Source organism: Lentisalinibacter salinarum (assembly GCF_040706555.1).
Taxonomy (GTDB): domain Bacteria; phylum Pseudomonadota; class Gammaproteobacteria; order Steroidobacterales; family Woeseiaceae; genus Lentisalinibacter; species Lentisalinibacter salinarum.
The window spans coordinates 130234-149190 of the sequence record NZ_JAPDRH010000005.1 but is presented as its reverse complement, the minus strand read 5'-3'; the positions used below and the strand labels follow the sequence as shown (position 1 = coordinate 149190).

The window sequence follows — 18957 nt, the reverse complement described above, 5'->3', positions numbered from 1 at the left end:
GACTCCGGCGGGGGATGCACACGGCAGGGGAAACGCGCCCCGGACAGGATTCGAACCTGTGACCCTCAGATTAGGAATCTGATGCTCTATCCTGCTGAGCTACCGGGGCCCTGCCGAGGCCGCATTCTAGCAGAACCGTCCGCCGGTTCAGCGAAGCCCCAACCCGCCCCACCCGGGCCTCGCCAGCCGGTATCATGAGTGGATCGATCGACACGAGACTCCACGGAGACCCCATGACCCTCCGCATCAGAGACGCCGGAACGGCGGACGCGGCCATCATCGCGGAATTCAATCGGCTGCTTGCGGCCGAGTCGGAAGACATCACGCTGAGTCCGAACACCGTGGCCGCCGGCGTCGCGGCGCTGCTCGCCGATCCCTCGCTCGGCCGCTACTGGCTGGCCGAACTGGACGGCGAGGTCGTCGGCCAGATCATGACTACCCGCGAATGGAGCGACTGGCGCAATGGCATGCTGTGGTGGATCCAGAGCGTCTACGTGCGCCCCGAGGCGAGAGGCCGCGGCGTTTTCTCCGCCCTGTACCGCCACGTCGAGAGGCTCGCCCGCGAGACGCCCGGCATCGGCGGACTGCGTCTCTACGTGGACGACCGCAATGACCGTGCCCGGCGCGTCTACGAGGCCATGGGCATGGAAGACGGCGGCTATCGGGTCATGGAAGACATTTTCGACTATCACTGAGGAGCCACCAGCCATGCTGAAGCCTGGAACACACGCACCGGAGTTCACGCTGCCGGACGCGGACGGCAATCCCGTCTCGCTGTCCGACCTGCTCGCCGGCGGACCGCTGATCCTGTATTTCTATCCGGCGGACTTCACGCCGGGCTGCACGAAAGAGGCCTGCGACATTCGCGATATCCACGGCGAGCTCGCGGCGGCGGGACTTCAGGTGACGGGCGTGAGCCCCCAGGACGCCGACAGCCACCGGCGCTTCCGCGACAAGCACGGGCTGCCTTTCAGGCTGCTCTGCGATACCGACAAGGAAGTGATCCGGCGCTACGATGCGGACGGCCCACTGGGCATCGGAGTGCGGCGCGTCACCTACCTCATCACCCCGGACGGCGAGATCGGCGACGCCGTGCAGGCCGACCTCATGATCGGCAAGCATCGCAGCTTCATCGAGAATGCGATCCGCCTGAACGCGGACGGCTAGGAGGGCCGTGCCGGCACCGACTCAATCTCCGTAGACGGTCACCGCGAGCTGCCGCCGGTGGCCGGCGTGGCGGTGCTCCCAGAGGTAGATTCCCTGCCAGGTGCCGAGCAGCAGGCGGCCGCCGCCCACCGGCAGGGTCATCTCCGACTGGGTGAGGACCGTCCGCACGTGGGCGGGCATGTCGTCCGGCCCTTCGGCCCGATGCCGGAACATCGCGTCGCCGTCGGGCGCGATCCGCTGCATGAAGCGCTCCAGATCCTCCCGCACGGCAGGGTCGGCGTTCTCGCAGAGCATGATGGAGGCACTCGTGTGGCGCAGGAACAGATGTGCCAGTCCGGTCTCGATGCCGCTCTCCGCCACCGCCGACTCCACCTCGCCGGTGATATCCAGCGTCTCGCGCCCCGACGTCCGGAACTCGATCGTCTTCTGCCGGAACATGGTTGTCATCTCCGCTCGCACTCGGTTTAGAATCCCCTACCTTACGGTGGAAACGGAGCGGCTGAAAGGGACGCTCCCTGGGAGTCGCGCATGACACCGGCCCGATATCGGAAGCTCCGCAGAGTCCTCGACCGGCGTCAGCCCGACCTCACACTGCTCACCGAGAACGTCCACAAGTCCCACAACATCTCCGCCATCCTGCGCACCGCGGACGCCGTCGGCATCTACGAGGCCCATGCCATCTCGGAGGGCGGCGAGGTGCCGCGCCATCACATGGCATCGGCGGGCTCGCGCAAATGGGTGGAGATCCGCCCGCACCGTGACCTCGGCTCGGCGCTGCGCCATCTGCGCAGCGCCGGCCATCAGATCCTCGCCGCCCACTTCTCCGACACCGCGGTGGATTTCCGCGACATCGACTACACGGGGCCGACGGCCATCCTGCTCGGCTCCGAGCTGTGGGGCGTCAGCCGCGAGGCGGCGGACTCGGCGGACCGGCACATCGTCATCCCGATGGAAGGCATGGTGGCCTCGCTGAACGTGTCGGTGGCCACGGCTCTGATCCTCTACGAGGCCCAGCGGCAGCGTCAGGCCGCGGGACTTTACGAGCAAAGCCGGCTGGATCCCGAGCTGCATCGGCAGAAGCTGTTCGAGTGGTGCTATCCGGAGGTGGCCGACCAGCTGCGCCGTGAGGGGCGCCCCTACCCCGAACTCGACGAAGAGGGCTATCTGCCGGCCGGCTCCGGCTCCGGGTACGCCTGAGGCGGCGGCTCGCCGTACTTGAAACGCAGGGTCTTGGTCTTGCCGAACCAGGGTATCGAGACGACGTAGAGATTGTCGTACTCGTTCTCCGCGATCGGCGGCACGTTCTTGCTGCCGCCGAGTTCGGCGATGAGCTGGGGGATGGTGTCGCTGTGGGCCACCACCAGGATGATCCTGCCCTTGTGCTCCTGCAGGATCTCCTCGAGCACGCCGACGATGTCGCCGGCGTTGTAGAGGACCGGCGTCACGTCCAGCCTCTCGGCCAGCGGGCGTGCCGTCTGCTGGGTGCGCCGGTACTGGGTGGCGTAGATATGATCCACACCGGCCACCACGTCGGCGTCGCCGAGCACTCGCGCGAGCAGCCGCGCTCGCTGTTCGCCCTGCGCGCTCAGGCCCGGATCGCTGGCGGGCTCGGCCGCCTTCTCGGCATGCCGTACGAACAGGATGGTGGTGGTGGCCTGGGACTCGAAGAACCAGGCCAGTCCGACGGCGACGAGGACGAAGCCCGTCATGGACATCAGGCGCTGGCGGAGACGACGGCGTTTCGAGTTGTTGGCTGCCACGCGCGAAAGCTTACGCGGTTTTGCCGCGGCAGGCTACGGCGCCTCAGCGGCGCTCGCGACGTCGTTGCTCGAGGTCCACGACCCGATATTCGCCTTCGATGACGCCGCTCCGCGACGCCGCGTCCTGCCGTCGTTTGCCGAGTTTTCGACGCAGCCACCACAGCCGCAGGCCGACGACCCCGGCCAGCACGAACAATGAGACGAGAAACACGGCGAGCACGACCAGGCCGAGCAGCATGGCGGCACCGAGCGCGAGGAAACCGAGCACGACGATGACGCCGTTCAGGAGCGGGTTCGTCGTGGGGACTGTGAACGTGCGGGAGGTGGCGCCGTAATCGCCCGTGTGGCCCCGGTAGCGCTGGTTCACTCCGCGCCCTCCTCCGTCTCGTCGATACGGCTGTAAAAGCCTTCGAACCAGGGCTCCCAGGTCTCGCCGTCGTCGGTCGACTGCTCGAAATACTGGCGCACGCGGCCGTCGGGCAGCGGCGTCCACAGCCCGCGGAACCCGACGGTCTGCCCGCGGCTGACGTAGTGCAGGGTCCCGGCAAGCGCCATGGCATCGTCCTCGTCGAGGCCACCGCGGATGGTGATCTGGGTACCGCCGCTGCCGTTCCAGACCTGCACCCACTCGCCGGCTGCCGGGTCGTAGTAATTGACGCTGATGCCGCTGCCGCCGCGTACGCTGGTCCACTCCTCCAGCAGCGCGCAGTCGTCAGCCCGCTTGGTGATCCGATTGGTACCTGCGAGCTCGCCCTTGGCGGTGCGCACCTCCCAGTTCCCTACCCAGAAATCGAACTGGGAGAACTCGGGGCGCTCGGTGCACGGGCGGGGGCGTTCCTGGGTCTGGGCCCAGCTAGAGCCCGACATGACGAGAACGCTTATGAGAGCAAGCAGGAGAACTGCATCGAGAGATTTCGGAAATACGCTCATAAGGAGGTGCGACTGGTTGGCGGGGTGATAGTTCAAGGGAACTGAGCGGGAGTGTGGCGGAGAGGGTGGGATTCGAACCCACGAAGGGCTACTAACCCTTGCCGGTTTTCAAGACCGGTGCATTCAACCGCTCTGCCACCTCTCCGGTGCGTGGCATTGTGGCGCCGCGCAGACAGCGTTTCAACTGCGCGCAACCCTTTGGTTATACTGCCCGCATCTTGCCGCGCCGGGGACACCGCACGAATCATGAAGGCTGAACGCCGCGCCCGACTCCGATGGCCAGCCTTCCTCGGTCTTGTCTTCTGCGCACTCGCGACGGCGGGCACGGGCGCTCTGGCCCAAACCGGTGAGGCATTCTCCCCACCGGCAGCACTCGAGCGCCTGCAGTATCTCGCGGGACGGCTCGAAGCCGGTGAGCGCGACAAGGAACTGCTCCGGGAGGCGCAGCGGGAGGCCGAGGCGCTCGGAGAGCGGGGCCGAGCCTGTGTCCGCAAGACCTCGCCGGAAGTCGAACGCCTCACCGAACAGAACAAGATCCTGGAGGACGTCGATCCCACCATCGACACGGCGCTCTGGGACCAGCGGGTGCGCATCCGCAACGAGCTCACCAACGCCCAGGCGCGCCTGTCGACCTGTCGCGAGATCGTCAATCAGGCCTCCGATCTGAGCGATCTGGTCGCCGACATTCAGGCCGAGATCTCGGCGGCGTTCCTGTGGGAGCGCCGCAGCACCATCATCGGGCTGATCCGGGCCATACCGCAGACCGTGCCGGACTGGCCGTCGCGTCTGCGCAAGACCGCCGAACTGGACCTGGAGCCGGGTGTGACGGAGGCCGGACTGCTCTGGCTGCTGCTGGCCGCCGCGGTCGTCTCGGCCGCTGCGGGGCTGTTCATCCGGCACCGGTTCATGCGCTGGTTCCAGGCGGTCACGGAGATCGACGATACGCCGCGGCTGAAGTACCTGTTCCCGAAACCGCTGGCGAACTATGCGCCGCTGCTGCTCGAGGGCGCTGCCCTCACCTCGGTGCTGTTCCTGACCATCCGCGGAGCGGATTTCGACCTGGCCGCCATGCGACTCGCCGCCGCCCTGTTCCTGTTCGGCGTCGGCGCGGTGATCATCGACTGGGCGACCGGTCCGCTGTCACCGTCGGCCAAGGTCCCCGGCCTGATACCCGATCACGTACAGCCGCTCCGGCTGCGCATGCGGGTGCTTCTGGTCGGCCTTGTAGTCAGTTACGTCGTACTCGGCCCCGGCTGGCTGGGGCCCCGCGCCACCGTCGGCGACAACCTGCTGCACGTGCTACTGCTGCTGGCCGTCGCGATCTCGCTGCTGTCGCTGCTCATCTATATCCGGCGCATCCCGGGACTGCAGGGCCGCTTCCGCTTCCTCCGCTTCGCCGGCGTCACGGCGGTGCTGACCGCGGTGGGCGCGGCCGCACTCGGCTACCACAATCTCTCGAGCTTCATGATCCACGGTCTGGTGCGAACGGCGCTGGCACTGTTCGCGTTGTGGATCCTGCTCTGGCTCGTATTCCGGGCATTCGAGGGCCTGGTCGAGGGCGAGGCACCGCTGGCCCAGCGCGTACGCGATCTGCTCGGCGCGGCCGAGCGGGAATCGCGCACCAGCTTCGGCTTCATCCAGCTGGTGATCGACCTGTTCCTCTGGATCTCCTTCGTCGTCTACGTCATCTACGTCTGGGACAGCTCGGGCAACACGCTCGACCGCCTGGAGTACCGCATCTTCGAGGGCTGGGAGATCGGCCAGCTGGAGCTGGTGCCCTCGGAGATCGTCAAGGGTCTCCTGATCCTCACCGCGCTCATCGTCGTGACCGGCTGGATAAAGCGCTGGATCGACCGGCGCTGGCTGCGGCACATGGCGCTCGACCGCGGCGCGCGCGATGCGCTGGTGACCCTGTTCGGTTACGTCGGCGTAGTCATCGCGATACTGATCGGCCTGAACGTCGCGGGCATCGATCTGACCGGCCTCGCCTGGTTCGTCACGGCACTCGGTCTCGGTATCGGTTTCGGCCTGCAGGCCATCGCCAGTAATTTCGTCTCCGGGCTCATCCTGCTGTTCGAACGGCCGATCAAGGCGGGCGACTTCGTCACCGTCGGCGGCACCGAGGGTTTCGTGCGCCGGGTGCGCATCCGCGCCACCGATATCGAGACGCTCGACAACCAGAACGTGCTGGTGCCCAACTCGGAGCTGGTCTCGGGCCGGGTAACCAACTGGGTGTTCCGCAATCCCCAGGGACGGTTGCGCATCGAGGTCGGCGTCGCCTACGGCTCCGACATCGAAAAGGTGCGCGACATTCTCGAGACCATCGCCCGGGAACACCCGGAGGTCATCACGGACGGTCGCGCGCCGGCGCCGCGGGCGCTGTTCATGGCCTTCGGCGAGAGCTCGCTGAACTTCGAATTGCGCGTGCGCATCAAGCGCATCGAGCGCCGCTTCACGGTGATCAGCGACATCAACTTCGCCGTCGACAAGGCGTTCCGCGAGGCCGGCATCACCATCCCCTTCCCGCAGCGCGACCTGCACCTCATCTCGCTGCCTGAGCAGGCGAAGATGGACGCCGCCGCAGAAGCAAGGCGGGAGCACGAAGCGGAGCCGGCGCCGGTGAAACCGAAGGCGCCGCCGCCGGTGCACCCGGAGGAGATGACCCGCAGCCACACGCACGAGATCCGGCTCACGAACCGGCTGGAGACGGTCTGGAGCACCGTCACCGACGAGAAGTGGCTGGTGCGCTGGTACGCCCGGGATGCGCAGGTGGAGCCGCACATCGGCGGCAGCTACCGGGTGGAATTCGAGGACGACTCCGTACTCGAGGGCCGCATCGATATCTTCATGCCGCCGCGGCGCATGCGCGTGGTGATGGTCCCGCCCGAGGGCGACGAGCACCTGCCCACCGGCCCGATCACCGAGGAATACATCATCCGCGAAGCCGACGAGGCCGTGGTGCTGACGATCAAGGTGGCCGGCATCCCGGCGACGGAGGACTGGGAGGAGTACTACCGCAGCTCCGAGGAGCGCTGGGAACAGGCCCTGGCCGAGCTGCAGAAGGTGCTGAAGAACCGGGCCACTGCCCGCTGAACCGTCAGGCAATAATCTCCCGGCCGCCCATGTAGGGCCGCAGCGGCTCCGGCACGTCCACGCTGCCGTCTTCCTGCTGGTAGTTCTCCAGCACGGCGATCAATGCCCTGCCCGCCGCCACGCCGGAGCCGTTCAGCGTGTGCAGCGGCTCCGGCTTGCCCGTCTCCGGATTGCGCCAGCGGGCCTGCATGCGGCGCGCCTGGAAGTCCGTGCAGTTGGAGCAGGAGGAGATCTCACGGTAGCGGCTCTGGCCCGGCAGCCACACCTCGATGTCGTAGGTTTTGGCCGCGGAGAAACCGGTGTCACCCGCCGACAGTGCCACCACCCGATAAGGCAGCTCCAGGCGCTGCAGTATCTTCTCGGCGTTGCCCACCAGTTCCTCCAGCGCGTCCCAGGACTGGTCCGGCGGCACGATGTGCACCAGCTCCACCTTTTCGAACTGGTGCTGACGGATCATGCCCCGCGTGTCCTTGCCGTGGGAGCCGGCCTCGGAGCGGAAACACGGTGTGTGCGCTGCCATCTTCAGCGGCAGTTCGTCGGCCTCAAGTATCCGTTCGCGCACGAGGTTGGTGACCGGCACCTCGGCCGTGGGGATCAGGTAGAGGTCGCGCTCGTCCTCGATATGGAACAGGTCCTCGCCGAACTTCGGCAGCTGGCCGGTGCCGAGCAGCGCCTCGCCGCGCACGAGGTAGGGCACGTAGACCTCGCGGTACCCGTGCTCGCCGGTGTGCACGTCCAGCATGAACTGGATGAGCGCCCGGTGCAGTCGCGCGATACCCCCGGACATCACGGCGAAGCGAGCGCCCGAAACCCGGCTGGCCGCCTCGAAGTCGAGCTGTCCGTCGGCCTCGCCGATGGCGACGTGGTCCCGCGGCTCGAACGAGAACTCACGCGGCTCGCCCCAGCGGCGGATCTCCACGTTGTCGTCTTCGCTGTCGCCCTCGGGCACGGACTCGTCCAGCAGGTTCGGCAGGCCGAGCTGCAGCGCTTCCAGCTCTCCCCGTACGCGCTCGAGTTCGTTCTCCGCCGCCTCGAGCCGGTCGCCGAGATCCTGCACGGCGTCCAGCAGCGGCTGGATGTCCTCGCCCTTCGCCTTCGCCTGGCCGATGGACTTGGCGCTGCGGTTACGCTCCTGGCGCAACTCGTCCGTCTCCACCTGCAGGCGCTTGCGTTCCTCGTCGGCCTGCAGGAAGGCTTCGGCGTCGAACCGGAATCCGCGACGGGCCAGATTGGCCGCGACGGCTTTCGCCTCGTTTCTGAGTCTCTTCGGGTCGATCATGGCTGCGGCTCGTTGCGGGCTAGTCGTCGTTGGTCGTCTTACGAGGCGGCGCTCGGTCCTGGCCGGCTTCCCGGTCCCGGCGGCGAAGCTCTTGTAGCTTCTCGCCGATGCGCTGCTCGAGGCCGCGGCGCACGGGATGATAATACTTTCGCCGCGGCATTTCCTCGGGGAAGTAGTCCACGCCCGGCGCATAGCCGTCCGGCTCGTCGTGGGGATAGCGGTAGGCCTTGCCGTAGTCCAGTTCCTTCATCAACCGCGTGGGCGCGTTGCGCAGATGCAGGGGCACCTCCAGCGAGCCGTAGCGCTCCACGTCGGCCTGCGCCGCCTTCATGGCGGTGTAGACCGCGTTGCTCTTGGCCGCGCAAGCCATGAATACCACCGCCTGCGCGATGGCGAGTTCTCCCTCGGGGCTGCCGAGGCGTTCCTGGGCCTCCCAGGCGTCCAGCGCCGTGCCCAGCGCCCGCGGGTCGGCGCAGCCGATGTCCTCGGTGGCCATGCGCACCACCCGCCGCGCCACGTAGAGCGGGTCGCAGCCGCCGTCCAGCATGCGCACCAGCCAGTACAGGGCGGCGTCCGGGTCCGAACCCCGCACGGCCTTGTGCAGGGCCGAGATCTGGTCGTAGAAGGCCTCCCCGCCCTTGTCGAAGCGCCGGCGTCCGCCCGCGATGACCTCGGCGACCACGCCATCCGTGACGCTGCCCTCCTCGCCCGCGAGGTCGGCACAGAGCTCGAGCAGGTTCAGGGCCCGGCGCGCGTCGCCGTCCGCGGCTTCGGCCAGCGTCTGCAACTGCTCCGGCGCGAGGCGCACCCGTCCGGCCAGGCCCCGTTCCTCGTCCGCCAGGGCACGCTCCAGGATGCGCACCAGCGCCGCCCGGTCCAGCGGCCTCAGCACGTAGACCCGGGCCCGGGACAGCAACGCGTTATTCAGCTCGAAGGACGGGTTCTCGGTGGTCGCGCCGATGAAAGTCAGCGTGCCGTCCTCCACGAACGGCAGGAAGGCGTCCTGCTGCGCCTTGTTGAAGCGGTGCACCTCGTCCAGGAACAGCACCGTCGCCTCGTCGAAGTCCTCCCTTGCCTTGCGGGCCTCCTCGACGGCGGCGCGGATGTCCTTCACGCCGGCCATGACGGCGGAAAGCGCAATGAACCGGGCCTCCCCCTGCCGGGCCACCATACGCGCCAGCGTGGTCTTGCCGCTGCCCGGCGGGCCCCAGAGCACCATCGAATGGATGCGGCCCTCGGCCACGGCCCGCGGCAGCGGGCTGTCGGGGCCGAGCAGATGTTCCTGGCCTGCGAACTCGCCCAGTTCCGCGGGGCGCATGCGATCGGCCAGCGGGCGGCTGTCGCCGCGACGGCTACGTTCTCCGACAGGCTCAGGCATTGCGGGCTCCCGGCAGCAGAGACTCGAGCCGGCGGCACCAGGCATCGGCCCCCGCGGCCGCCACGGCCAGGCCGATACCGATGCCCGCCGCATTGGCGGCCATGTCGGCCAGGTCCGCCTGCCGGTAGCCGGTCCGGCCCTGGGCGAATTCGATCGCCGCACCCAGCAGGAGCAGACCAGCGGCCACCAGCGGCCAGTGACGGCGTTCGTGTACGCCGCAGAACCACAGGGTGAGGGTCAGGTAGGCGCCGGCATGAAGCCACTTGTCGAAGTGGTCCGGCGCCTCCGCCAGCTGGGGCCAGGGTATGAGGGAATTCACGGTCAGGACGACGACGAGCGCGTAGCCCGCCGCCTGCCACCAGCGGCGGTAGCGAAGCGCGGCCATCGGGTTCACCTGCTGCCTGTCGCCGCCGGTGTGGCCGCGGACGACTCCTGCACGCCGATGACGTCCACCCCCGGCGGCGGTTCGAAGGTGAACAGCGCGGCGTCCAGGGAATCGTTCGTGACCAGTTCGGTGAACTCGATGCGGGTGACCTGGCCCAGTGCGTCGGTGAGTTCCATCATCTCCAGCTCGCCGCCCGCGAACGACAGGCTCACGGCGCGAAAGTCCGACTCCGGCGCCACGGGCTCCAGCCGCAGCCAGTCACGGCCGTCACGGCTGTAGGAGCCGAGATAACGAAACGCCTCCAGCGCGGCGGCATCGCCCCCCAGCAGCATGGCCGGCGACTGGCTCAGCGAATCCGTCTGCTCGCGCACCGTGACCTGTTCGAAATCCGCATCGTAGAGCCAGATGTTCTCGCCGTCGGCGACGATCAGCTGCTCGTACGGCTCCGTGTACTCCCAGCGGAAGCGGCCCGGCTTCAGGATGGCGAATTCGCCGGCCGAGCGCTCCACCGCCTCGCCCCGGGTATCGAACAGCACCTGGCTGAATTCTCCGCGGATCGTATCGATGCCCGCGAAAAACCGGCGCAATTCCGCCGGTACCCGCGTCTCGTCGCGCAGGTCGTCGCGCTCGGCGTCGCTCGGATCGGCCTGATCGGCCTGATCGATCTGTCCGGCCTGATCGGCCGGTGCCGCCGCCGGGTCTGCGTCGCCCGACTGGGCCTGTAGCGGGGCCGCAGCCGGCAGCGCCGCCAGCAGGGCGGCCGCCACGGCCGTGACAAGTGCTGCCCGGATTCTCATCGTTTGCTCGATCCCACCTTCAGTCCTCGGGCGGCGGCGGCGCGAGCACCTCGCGCGAGCCGTTCGCCTGCAACGGTCCCACCAGGCCGGCCTCTTCCATGGCCTCCACCATGCGCGCGGCCCGGTTGTAGCCGATCTTCAGGCGCCGCTGGACCCCCGAGATGGAGGCCTTGCGGGTCTCGGTCACGATGCGCACCGCCTCGTCGTAGAGGGGGTCCTGCTCGCTGTCCACGCCCGCCTCGCCGGCGCCGCCGATATCCGGCATGCCGGGTATTGGACTCGTGGGACCGCTGAGAATTTCATCGAGGTAGTGCGGCTGGCCGGCCTTGCGCAGGTATTTCACGACCTTGTGCACCTCGTGGTCGGCCACAAAGGCGCCGTGCACCCGCTCCGGCATGGAGGTGCCCGGCGGCAGGAACAGCATGTCGCCGTGGCCCAGCAGATTCTCCGCGCCCTGCTGATCGAGGATGGTGCGCGAATCCACCTTGGCCGAGACCTGGAAGGCGATGCGGGCCGGCACGTTGGCCTTGATCAGGCCGGTGATCACGTCGACGCTCGGCCGCTGGGTGGCAAGGATCATGTGGATGCCCGAGGCGCGGGCCTTCTGGGCCAGCCGGGCGATGAGCTCCTCCACCTTCTTGCCGACGATCATCATCATGTCGGCCAACTCGTCGATCACCACCACGACGAAGGGCAGCGGCTCGAGATCCGGCGCCTCCACCGGTTTGTCCTCGTCCACCAGCTCCGGCGGCTCCCAGGTGGGATCCTTCAGCGGCTCGCCCGCATCCGCAGCCTCGCGCACCTTGCGGTTGTAGCCGCCTATGCCGCGCACGCCGAGCGCGGCCATCAGCTTGTAGCGCCGCTCCATCTCGCCCACACACCAGCGCAGCGCATTCGCCGCCTCGTTCATGTCGGTGACGACCGGTGTCAGCAGATGCGGGATGTCCTCGTAGACGGAGAGCTCCAGCATCTTCGGGTCGATCATGATCAGCCGCACGTGCTCCGGCTGTGCCTTGTACAGGAGGCTCAGGACCATGGCGTTGATACCGACGGACTTGCCGGAGCCGGTCGTGCCCGCGATCATCAGATGCGGCATGCGGGAGAGATCCGCCACCACGGAGTTGCCGCCGATGTCCTTGCCGAGCGCGAGCGTCAGCGGCGACGCCATCTCGTCGTAGACTTTCGAGCGCAGGATCTCGCCGAGCGTCACCAGCTCCCGGGTCTCGTTCGGAATCTCCAGCCCGATGTAGGCCTTGCCGGGGATGACCTCCACCACCCGCACGCTGACCACCGAGAGGGAGCGCGCCAGATCCTTGGCGAGGTTGGAGATCTGGGCGGACTTCACGCCCGGCGCCGGATCGAGCTCGAAGCGGGTGATGACCGGCCCCGGGTGCACGGAGACCACCTCGACGTCGATGCCGAAGTCCTTGAGTTTCAGCTCGACCAGCCGCGACATCGCTTCCAGCGCGTCGTCGGAATAGCCCGAGCTCTGCTTCGGCGGGTCGTCCAGCAGGCTCAGCGGCGGCAGCTCGCTCGCACCCGGCGGCTCGAACAGGGGCACCTGGCGCTCCTTCTCGGCCCGGTTGCTGGTCTCGAGCGCCGGTATCACCGGCTCGATGCGCGGCTTGGGCCGGCTGGCGGTGCGTTTCTTCTCTGCCCGCACCACCTCCTGGCGCTCCTGCTGCGCGCGCCGACCCCGAGCCCGGTCGCGCAGCCGGTCGAACAGCCCGACGAGCCGCTCCCAGCCCTCGAGCGCGAAATGCCCCACATGGTCCATCACCGCCAGCCAGGAGAATCCGAGGAAGACCGCCACGCTGCCGACCCAGACGGCCAGCAGCAGCAACGTGGCGCCGAGCGTGCCCATGAGCGACTGCAGGCCGCCGCCGACCAGCTGCCCGACCACGCCGCCCGCCGTCTCGCGGAGCTCCGCGGCGGCGAAGTGCAGCGTGCCGAGGCCGCAGCTCGTCGCCAGCGTCAGCAGAAAGCCGACGAAGCGCAGCCCGAACTCCGCCCGGTCCAGGGGCTCGGGATTCCGGCGCTCGCGGAAGATCAGCCAGCCGGCGAACAGCATCATCACCGGGAACAGGTAGGCCGGGGCCCCGAACAGCATGTAGCTCAGGTCCGAGAACCAGGCCCCCACCGTGCCGATGCGGTTGTGGATGCGCTCCGCGCCACCCGCCTGGGAGAAAGCGGGATCGGCCGGATGATAGGTGGCCAGCGCCACGAACAGGATGATGGCGAGCGCGCCGAAGACCCACAGGGCCGCCTCCCTCAGGGTGCGCACGAGGGGTGCCTGCACGGGCGCGCGGGGGCCGGTGCGTGACTGTTTCAGACGCGTTGCTTTCGCCATAGGGGGAATTATGTCTCGGAAGCAGCCGCCTACGATAGGTCGCGGGCCGGGGCCTTGGCAACTTCGCCGCAACTTCAGAACAACTTCGAGGCGACTGACAGCTGCGGAAGGGATTTTGCCGACCTCCACCGCAATCCAATAAACTCGGTCCCTCTGATCGACCGGGGCCGCCGGGGTTCCACCGTGGTTCCGCCAGGGTCCCGCCCGGTCGCCGACACACCGAGAGCACGAGACGCGGAGCAATTATGACTGAGACGAGACACTGCCGGGTACTGATCCTCGGCTCGGGGCCCGCCGGCTATTCGGCGGCGGTCTACGCGGCCAGGGCCGGACTCGACCCGGTGCTCGTCACCGGCATGGAACAGGGCGGCCAGCTCATGACCACGACGGACGTGGACAACTGGCCCGGGGACGTGGAAGGACTTCAGGGCCCCGGCCTGATGGAGCGCATGCTCCGCCACGCCGAGCGCTTCGACACCAAAATCATCAACGACCACATCCATACCGCGGAAATCACCCGGCGCCCGTTCACGTTGCACGGCGACTACGGCACCTACACCTGCGACGCGCTCATCATCGCGACCGGTTCCTCCGCGAAATACCTCGGCCTGCCGTCGGAAGAGGCCTACAAGGGCCGCGGCGTCTCCGCCTGCGCCACCTGCGACGGCTTCTTCTACCGGGGCAAGCCCGTGGTGGTCGTCGGCGGCGGCAACACGGCGGTGGAGGAAGCGCTCTATCTGTCCAATCTGGCCTCTAAAGTGACGCTGGTGCACCGGCGCGACAGCCTCCGTGCCGAGAAGATCCTGCAGGAGAAACTGTTCGCCAAGGCAGACGAAGGCAAGGTGGAGATCGTCTGGGATCACGTGCTCGACGAAGTGCTGGGCGACGAAGGCGGCGTCACCGGCGTGCGCATCCGGGACGCCGCTCACGAGCACGCCACCCGCGAGATCGACTGCGACGGTGTCTTCATCGCCATCGGCCACAACCCGAACACGGAGCTATTCCGCGAGCAACTCGAGACCCACAATGGCTACATCGTGGTGAAATCCGGCATCGACGGCAACGCGACCGCCACGAGCGTGCCGGGCGTCTTCGCCGCCGGCGACGTGGCCGACCACGTCTACCGCCAGGCCATTACCTCGGCGGGCACCGGCTGCATGGCGGCGCTGGATGCGGACAAGTATCTCGAGTCCCAGGAGACGAATCAGTCCCGGGAGGCCGCGGCTTAAGCCGTGGCCGGCCCGCTGCCACGCGAAAGCGACACCGGCATCCGCATCCATGCCGGCATCGACGAGATCGCGCCCGCAGCGTGGAACGCGCTGGTCGACCCGCGCTATCCGTTCCTGCGCCACGAGTTCCTGGCAGCGGCCGAGCGCCACCGCTGCGCCGCGCCCGAGAGCGGCTGGACGCCCTGCCACGTGGCGCTGTACGAGGCAGGAGAACTCGTCGGCGCGGTGCCGCTGTACGAGAAGACCCATTCCTGGGGCGAGTTCATCTTCGACTGGGCCTGGGCGGACGCCTACCGCCGCGCCGGACTCCCCTACTACCCGAAGCTGGTCGCCGCGGTACCGTTCACGCCGGCCACCGGTGACCGGCTACTGACCCGCGGCGACGGGGCGCAGTCCCGACGCGCCGCGCTGGCGGCCGCCGTGATCGCCCATGCCCGGGAGCGCGACCTGTCGTCGGCCCACGTCCTGTTCCCCGTCCGGGAGGAACTGCCGGCACTCGAGCAGGCCGGTTTCCATGCGCGCAAGGACTGCCAGTTCCAGTGGCGCAACCGCGACTACGCCGACTTCGACCACTTCCTGGCCGACTTCAGCTCCGCCAAGCGCAAGAAGGCGAGACGCGAACGCCGCCGCGTGGCCGAAGCGGGCATCGGTTTCCGCAACCTGGCCGCCGACGAGCTGAGCCAGGCCGAGTGGGCCGACGTGTTCCGGCTCCTGAGCTACACCTTCATGCGCCGGGGCAACCTGCCCTATCTCAGCCTGGAGTTCTTCCTGGAACTGCGCCGGACGCTGCCGGCCGCCCTGCGGGTGGTCGTCGCCGAGTGCGACGGCGCCATCGTCGCGGCGGCCGTGTTCTATCGCGGCAGCGATACGCTGTACGGCCGTTATTGGGGCAGCGACGACGACTACCACAGCCTGCACTTCGAGACCTGCTACTACCAGGGGATCGAGTACTGCATCGCCGAGGGCATCGTGCTGTTCGAGCCCGGCACCCAGGGCGAGCACAAGATCCGCCGGGGCTTCCTGCCGACGCCGACCTGGTCCGCCCACTGGCTGGCGCACCCCCAGTTCGCCGCCGCCGTCGGCCGCTATCTGGACGAGGAGCGGGAGCACGTGGACGACTACATCCGGGCGGCGGGCGAGCATTCTCCGTTCCGCAGCGACCTCCAGGCCGACTGAGCCCCCGGCAGCGCCGCGATGTACCGCATCCACTGGCTGTCACGACACGACCCGCCGGACGCGTTCCCCGACGCCGAACTCGCGCTGCGCGATCCGGACGGCCTCCTCGCCGCCGGCGGGAACCTGTCGGTGGAGCGGCTGCTGGCCGCCTACGAGCGGGGCATCTTCCCCTGGTACGAGGAGGGCCAGCCGGTGCTGTGGTGGTCCCCGGACCCCCGCGCCGTGCTCCTTCCGGACGGCATACACGTCTCCCGCAGCCTGCGCCGCAGCCTGCGCCGGGCGGGCTACACCGTGACCTGGAACCGGTCCTTTCGACGCGTGATGGCCGCCTGTGCCGAGCCGCGGCCGGGCCAGTACGGCACCTGGATCACCGTGGCGATGGAGGAGGCGTTCGCCGAGCTGCACGCCCGGGGCTGGGCCCACTCGCTGGAGGTGTGGCAGGGCGACGAGCTGGCCGGCGGCCTCTACGGCCTGGCGATCGGCCGGGTGTTCTTCGGCGAGTCCATGTTCAGCCGGCGGACGGACGCGTCGAAGACGGCCATGGTGGCACTCGGCGCCGAGCTGGCCCGGCGGCACTTCGCCCTGATCGATTGCCAGGTGGTTTCACCCCACCTTCTGAGCATGGGTGCGGAGACCCTGCCCAGGGGCGAGTTCCTCGACCTCCTCCGCCGCCATTGCACCGACCGCCGGAAACTCGGGAATGCGCCAACGGAGCCACTTCCGGCGCGGATGCTGGCCGCGCCGGACCGCGTTGCAAACGGGGTCTAGTTTCTGCACAATGCCGGCCTCCCAGCGAACCGAGGTGTGCCGAACACGTGGCGAAAGAAGATGCCATTCAGATGGAAGGAGTCGTCATCGAGACGCTTCCCAACACCACATTCCGTGTGGAACTCGAGAACGGTCACGTGGTGACCGCCCACATCTCGGGCAAGATGCGCAAGAACTACATCCGCATCCTCACCGGTGACAAGGTCACGGTGGAACTGACCCCCTACGATCTCTCCAAGGGCCGCATCGTCTACCGCGGACGGTAACCTTGTAGGAGGGGCTTTAGCCCCGATCCCATTATCGGAAATCGGGCCTGAAGGCCCTCCTACCCATTCCGCCTACTCGGAATCTCCCGGCAGGTGAGCCAGTTCGCGGCGCACCGGCTCCGGCTTCAGCTCCAGGTCGTCGTCCTCGCTCACCCGGATGCGGACGTGCCCGCCTTCGGCCAGCTGGCCGAACAGCAGCTCCTCCGCCAGCGGACGCTTGATCTTCTCCTGGATGAGCCGCGCCATCGGCCTTGCGCCCATGGTCGGGTCGTAGCCGCGCTCGGCGATCCAGGAACGGGCCTCGTCGTCGAGCTCCAGCGTGACGTTGTTGGCGGTCAGCTTCGCCTCCAGCTCCACCACCAGCTTGTCGACGACCCGGGCGATGGAAGTGGCGTCCAGCGAGGCGAACTGGATGATGGCGTCCAGCCGGTTGCGAAACTCCGGCGTGAACGTCTTGTTGATGATCGCCAGCGCGTCGCTCGAGTGATCCTGCTGCATGAAGCCGATTGAGCTGCGGCTCACCTCCGCCGCGCCGGCATTCGTGGTCATCACCAGGATCACGTTGCGGAAGTCCGCCTTGCGGCCATTGTTGTCCGTGAGCGTGCCGTGATCCATGACCTGCAGCAGCAGGTTGAAGACTTCCGGATGGGCCTTCTCGATCTCGTCGAGCAGCACCACCGAGTGAGGGTTCTTGCTCACGGCCTCGGTCAGCAGGCCGCCCTGGTCGTAGCCGACGTATCCCGGCGGCGCCCCGATCAGCCGCGACACCGTGTGCCGCTCCATGTACTCGGACATGTCGAAGCGCACGAGTTCGATGCCGAGCGAAAGGGCCAGCTGACGGGTGACCTCGGTCTTGCCAACGCCGGTGGGGCCGGCGAAGAGGAAACTGCCGACCGGCTTCTCCTCCTCGGTGAGGCCCGAGCGCGCCATCTTGATGGACGACGCCAGCGCCTCGATGGCCGTGTCCTGGCCGAAGATGACCAGCTTCAGGTCCCGCTCCAGGTTCTTCAGAACGTCCTTGTCAGAGGCGGATACGCTCTTCGGCGGGATGCGCGCCATGCGGGCGACGACGTTCTGGACCATCTCCGCCGTCACCGTATCGCCGCGCTCCGCCGCCGGCTTCAGCCGCAGATTCGCACCGGCCTCGTCGATGACGTCTATGGCCTTGTCCGGCAGATGGCGGTCGTTGATATGGCGCGAGGACAGCTCCGCGGCCGCCTCCAGCGCGTCGGTGGCGTAGCGCACGCCGTGGTGCTCCTCGAAGCGGCTGCGCAGCCCCTTCAGGATCTCCACCGTCTCCTCCACGGTCGGCTCCGGCACCTCGATCTTCTGGAAGCGCCGTGCCAGTGCGTGATCTTTCTCGAAGATGCCCCGGTACTCCTGATAAGTGGTGGAGCCGATGCAGCGCAGCTGGCCGTTGGCGAGCACGGGCTTGATCAGGTTGGAGGCGTCCATCACGCCGCCGGATGCCGCACCCGCGCCGATCACGGTGTGGATCTCGTCGATGAACAGGACGGCACCCGGGTCCTCGCGTACCTCGGCCAGCACGGCCTTCAGCCGCTTCTCGAAATCGCCCCGGTACTTGGTGCCCGCGATCAGCGCACCCATGTCCAGGGCATAGATGGTGCAGTCCTGCAGTACTTCCGGGACCTTCTCCTCGACCACCATCCGCGCCAGGCCCTCGGCGAGCGCGGTCTTGCCCACGCCGGCCTCGCCCACGTACAGGGGATTGTTCTTGCGCCGCCGGCAGAGTATTTCCACCGTGCGCTCGATCTCTATGCTGCGGCCGATCAGGGGGTCGATGCGTCCCTCTTCGGCAAGCCGGTTCAGATTGGTGGCGTATTTATCGAGCGCCGACGAGCCGCCCTCGGGTTCGACGCCGGGCTCCTCCTGAGCAGCCTCGGCATTCTCGCCGCCTTCATCGCCGATCTTGGTGATGCCGTGGGAGATGTAGTTCACCACGTCCAGACGCGTGACGTCCTGCAGGTTCAGGAAATAGACCGCCTGGGATTGTTTCTCGCTGAATATCGCCACCAGCACGTTCAGGCCGGTGACCTCCTTGCGCCCGCTCGACTGCACGTGGAAGACCGCCCGCTGCAGCACGCGCTGGAAGCCGAGCGTCGGCTGGACGTCGTTCTCGTCTTCCAGTGACACCCGCGGGGTGGACTCGTCGATGAATTCCGTGAGTTGTACGCGCAGCTTCGCCACGTCGGCGTCGCAGGCCCTGAGTACGTCGTGCACCTGGGGCACGTCCAGCAGCGCAAGAAGCAGGTGTTCCACCGTCATGAATTCGTGGCGGTTCTCGCGCGCCGACTGGAAGGCCTCGTTCAGGCAGAATTCGAGTTCACTGTTCAGCATAGATTGGTTCCGACCGTCCGT

18 protein-coding genes and 2 tRNA genes are annotated in these 18957 nt (G+C 67.8%); 8 read left to right on the top strand and 12 right to left on the bottom strand.

Annotation, left to right across the window (positions count from 1 at the left end; translation table 11 throughout):
* Window positions 1–35: 35 nt before the first annotated feature.
* Window positions 36–109: transfer RNA gene (locus ACJMKZ_RS18495), tRNA-Arg, on the bottom strand.
* Window positions 110–233: 124 nt separating this feature from the next.
* On the opposite strand from ACJMKZ_RS18495, the gene ACJMKZ_RS18490 reads away from it, so the two are divergent.
* The gene (locus ACJMKZ_RS18490) at window positions 234–695 is read left to right on the top strand and encodes a GNAT family N-acetyltransferase (RefSeq protein WP_405234708.1); all 462 of its coding nucleotides are present in this window, start codon (window positions 234–236) and stop codon (window positions 693–695) included.
* A 13-nt stretch (window positions 696–708) separates the two neighbouring features.
* Entirely contained in the window at window positions 709–1167 is a 459-nt protein-coding gene (locus tag ACJMKZ_RS18485) for a peroxiredoxin (RefSeq protein WP_405234706.1), read from the top strand.
* Window positions 1168–1188: 21 nt separating this feature from the next.
* Here the strand turns inward: ACJMKZ_RS18485 and ACJMKZ_RS18480 are convergent, their stop codons facing one another.
* On the bottom strand, window positions 1189–1605 hold the full coding sequence (locus tag ACJMKZ_RS18480; protein ID WP_405234705.1) for a secondary thiamine-phosphate synthase enzyme YjbQ: 417 nt from the start codon (window positions 1603–1605) through the stop codon (window positions 1189–1191).
* Window positions 1606–1695: 90 nt separating this feature from the next.
* Between ACJMKZ_RS18480 and trmH the strand changes: the two genes are divergently transcribed.
* Entirely contained in the window at window positions 1696–2364 is a 669-nt protein-coding gene (gene trmH, locus ACJMKZ_RS18475; protein ID WP_405234704.1) for a tRNA (guanosine(18)-2'-O)-methyltransferase TrmH, read from the top strand.
* Here the strand turns inward: trmH and ACJMKZ_RS18470 are convergent.
* The 4 genes from ACJMKZ_RS18470 to ACJMKZ_RS18455 form a co-directional block, all read right to left on the bottom strand.
* Entirely contained in the window at window positions 2328–2927 is a 600-nt protein-coding gene (locus tag ACJMKZ_RS18470) for a phosphoglycerate mutase family protein (RefSeq protein ID WP_405234703.1), read from the bottom strand. The genes trmH and ACJMKZ_RS18470 overlap by 37 nt on opposite strands.
* 43 nt (window positions 2928–2970) lie before the next feature.
* Window positions 2971–3294, bottom strand: a complete 324-nt coding sequence (locus ACJMKZ_RS18465; RefSeq protein WP_405234702.1) for a hypothetical protein — start codon at window positions 3292–3294, stop codon at window positions 2971–2973.
* On the bottom strand, window positions 3291–3794 hold the full coding sequence (locus ACJMKZ_RS18460) for a hypothetical protein (protein WP_405234701.1): 504 nt from the start codon (window positions 3792–3794) through the stop codon (window positions 3291–3293). The genes ACJMKZ_RS18465 and ACJMKZ_RS18460 overlap by 4 nt, the downstream gene beginning before the upstream one ends.
* Before the next feature lie 117 nt (window positions 3795–3911).
* Window positions 3912–4002: transfer RNA gene (locus tag ACJMKZ_RS18455), tRNA-Ser, on the bottom strand.
* Between the two features lie 101 nt (window positions 4003–4103).
* Between ACJMKZ_RS18455 and ACJMKZ_RS18450 the strand changes: the two genes are divergently transcribed.
* The gene (locus tag ACJMKZ_RS18450; RefSeq protein WP_405234700.1) at window positions 4104–6950 is read left to right on the top strand and encodes a mechanosensitive ion channel domain-containing protein; all 2847 of its coding nucleotides are present in this window, start codon (window positions 4104–4106) and stop codon (window positions 6948–6950) included.
* A 4-nt stretch (window positions 6951–6954) separates the two neighbouring features.
* On the opposite strand, the gene serS is transcribed toward ACJMKZ_RS18450, so the two are convergent.
* The 5 genes from serS to ACJMKZ_RS18425 are packed head-to-tail and all read right to left on the bottom strand — an operon-like array spanning window position 6955 to window position 13139.
* Complete coding sequence (gene serS, locus ACJMKZ_RS18445) at window positions 6955–8229, bottom strand: serine--tRNA ligase (RefSeq protein ID WP_405234699.1); 1275 nt, start codon at window positions 8227–8229, stop codon at window positions 6955–6957.
* A 19-nt stretch (window positions 8230–8248) separates the two neighbouring features.
* The gene (locus tag ACJMKZ_RS18440) at window positions 8249–9607 is read right to left on the bottom strand and encodes a replication-associated recombination protein A (RefSeq protein WP_405234698.1); all 1359 of its coding nucleotides are present in this window, start codon (window positions 9605–9607) and stop codon (window positions 8249–8251) included.
* Entirely contained in the window at window positions 9600–9992 is a 393-nt protein-coding gene (locus tag ACJMKZ_RS18435; protein ID WP_405234697.1) for a VanZ family protein, read from the bottom strand. The genes ACJMKZ_RS18440 and ACJMKZ_RS18435 overlap by 8 nt, the downstream gene beginning before the upstream one ends.
* A gap of 5 nt (window positions 9993–9997) precedes the next feature.
* Complete coding sequence (gene lolA / locus ACJMKZ_RS18430) at window positions 9998–10789, bottom strand: outer membrane lipoprotein chaperone LolA (protein WP_405234696.1); 792 nt, start codon at window positions 10787–10789, stop codon at window positions 9998–10000.
* A gap of 19 nt (window positions 10790–10808) precedes the next feature.
* Window positions 10809–13139 (bottom strand): DNA translocase FtsK, encoded by a 2331-nt coding sequence (locus tag ACJMKZ_RS18425; RefSeq protein ID WP_405234695.1) that lies wholly within the window; start codon window positions 13137–13139, stop codon window positions 10809–10811.
* A gap of 245 nt (window positions 13140–13384) precedes the next feature.
* Here ACJMKZ_RS18425 and trxB point away from each other — a divergent pair, with 245 nt between their 5' ends.
* The 4 genes from trxB to infA are packed head-to-tail and all read left to right on the top strand — an operon-like array spanning window position 13385 to window position 16578.
* Complete coding sequence (trxB, locus tag ACJMKZ_RS18420) at window positions 13385–14368, top strand: thioredoxin-disulfide reductase (RefSeq protein WP_405234694.1); 984 nt, start codon at window positions 13385–13387, stop codon at window positions 14366–14368.
* A 3-nt stretch (window positions 14369–14371) separates the two neighbouring features.
* Window positions 14372–15544: a GNAT family N-acetyltransferase gene (locus ACJMKZ_RS18415; protein ID WP_405234693.1), complete on the top strand. Its 1173-nt coding sequence runs from the start codon at window positions 14372–14374 to the stop codon at window positions 15542–15544.
* Window positions 15545–15562: 18 nt separating this feature from the next.
* Entirely contained in the window at window positions 15563–16312 is a 750-nt protein-coding gene (gene aat / locus ACJMKZ_RS18410) for a leucyl/phenylalanyl-tRNA--protein transferase (protein ID WP_405234692.1), read from the top strand.
* Window positions 16313–16359: 47 nt separating this feature from the next.
* Window positions 16360–16578, top strand: a complete 219-nt coding sequence (gene infA / locus ACJMKZ_RS18405; protein ID WP_405234691.1) for a translation initiation factor IF-1 — start codon at window positions 16360–16362, stop codon at window positions 16576–16578.
* A gap of 72 nt (window positions 16579–16650) precedes the next feature.
* Here the strand turns inward: infA and clpA are convergent, their stop codons facing one another.
* Window positions 16651–18936 (bottom strand): ATP-dependent Clp protease ATP-binding subunit ClpA, encoded by a 2286-nt coding sequence (gene clpA / locus ACJMKZ_RS18400; RefSeq protein ID WP_405234690.1) that lies wholly within the window; start codon window positions 18934–18936, stop codon window positions 16651–16653.
* Window positions 18937–18957 lie beyond the last annotated feature (21 nt).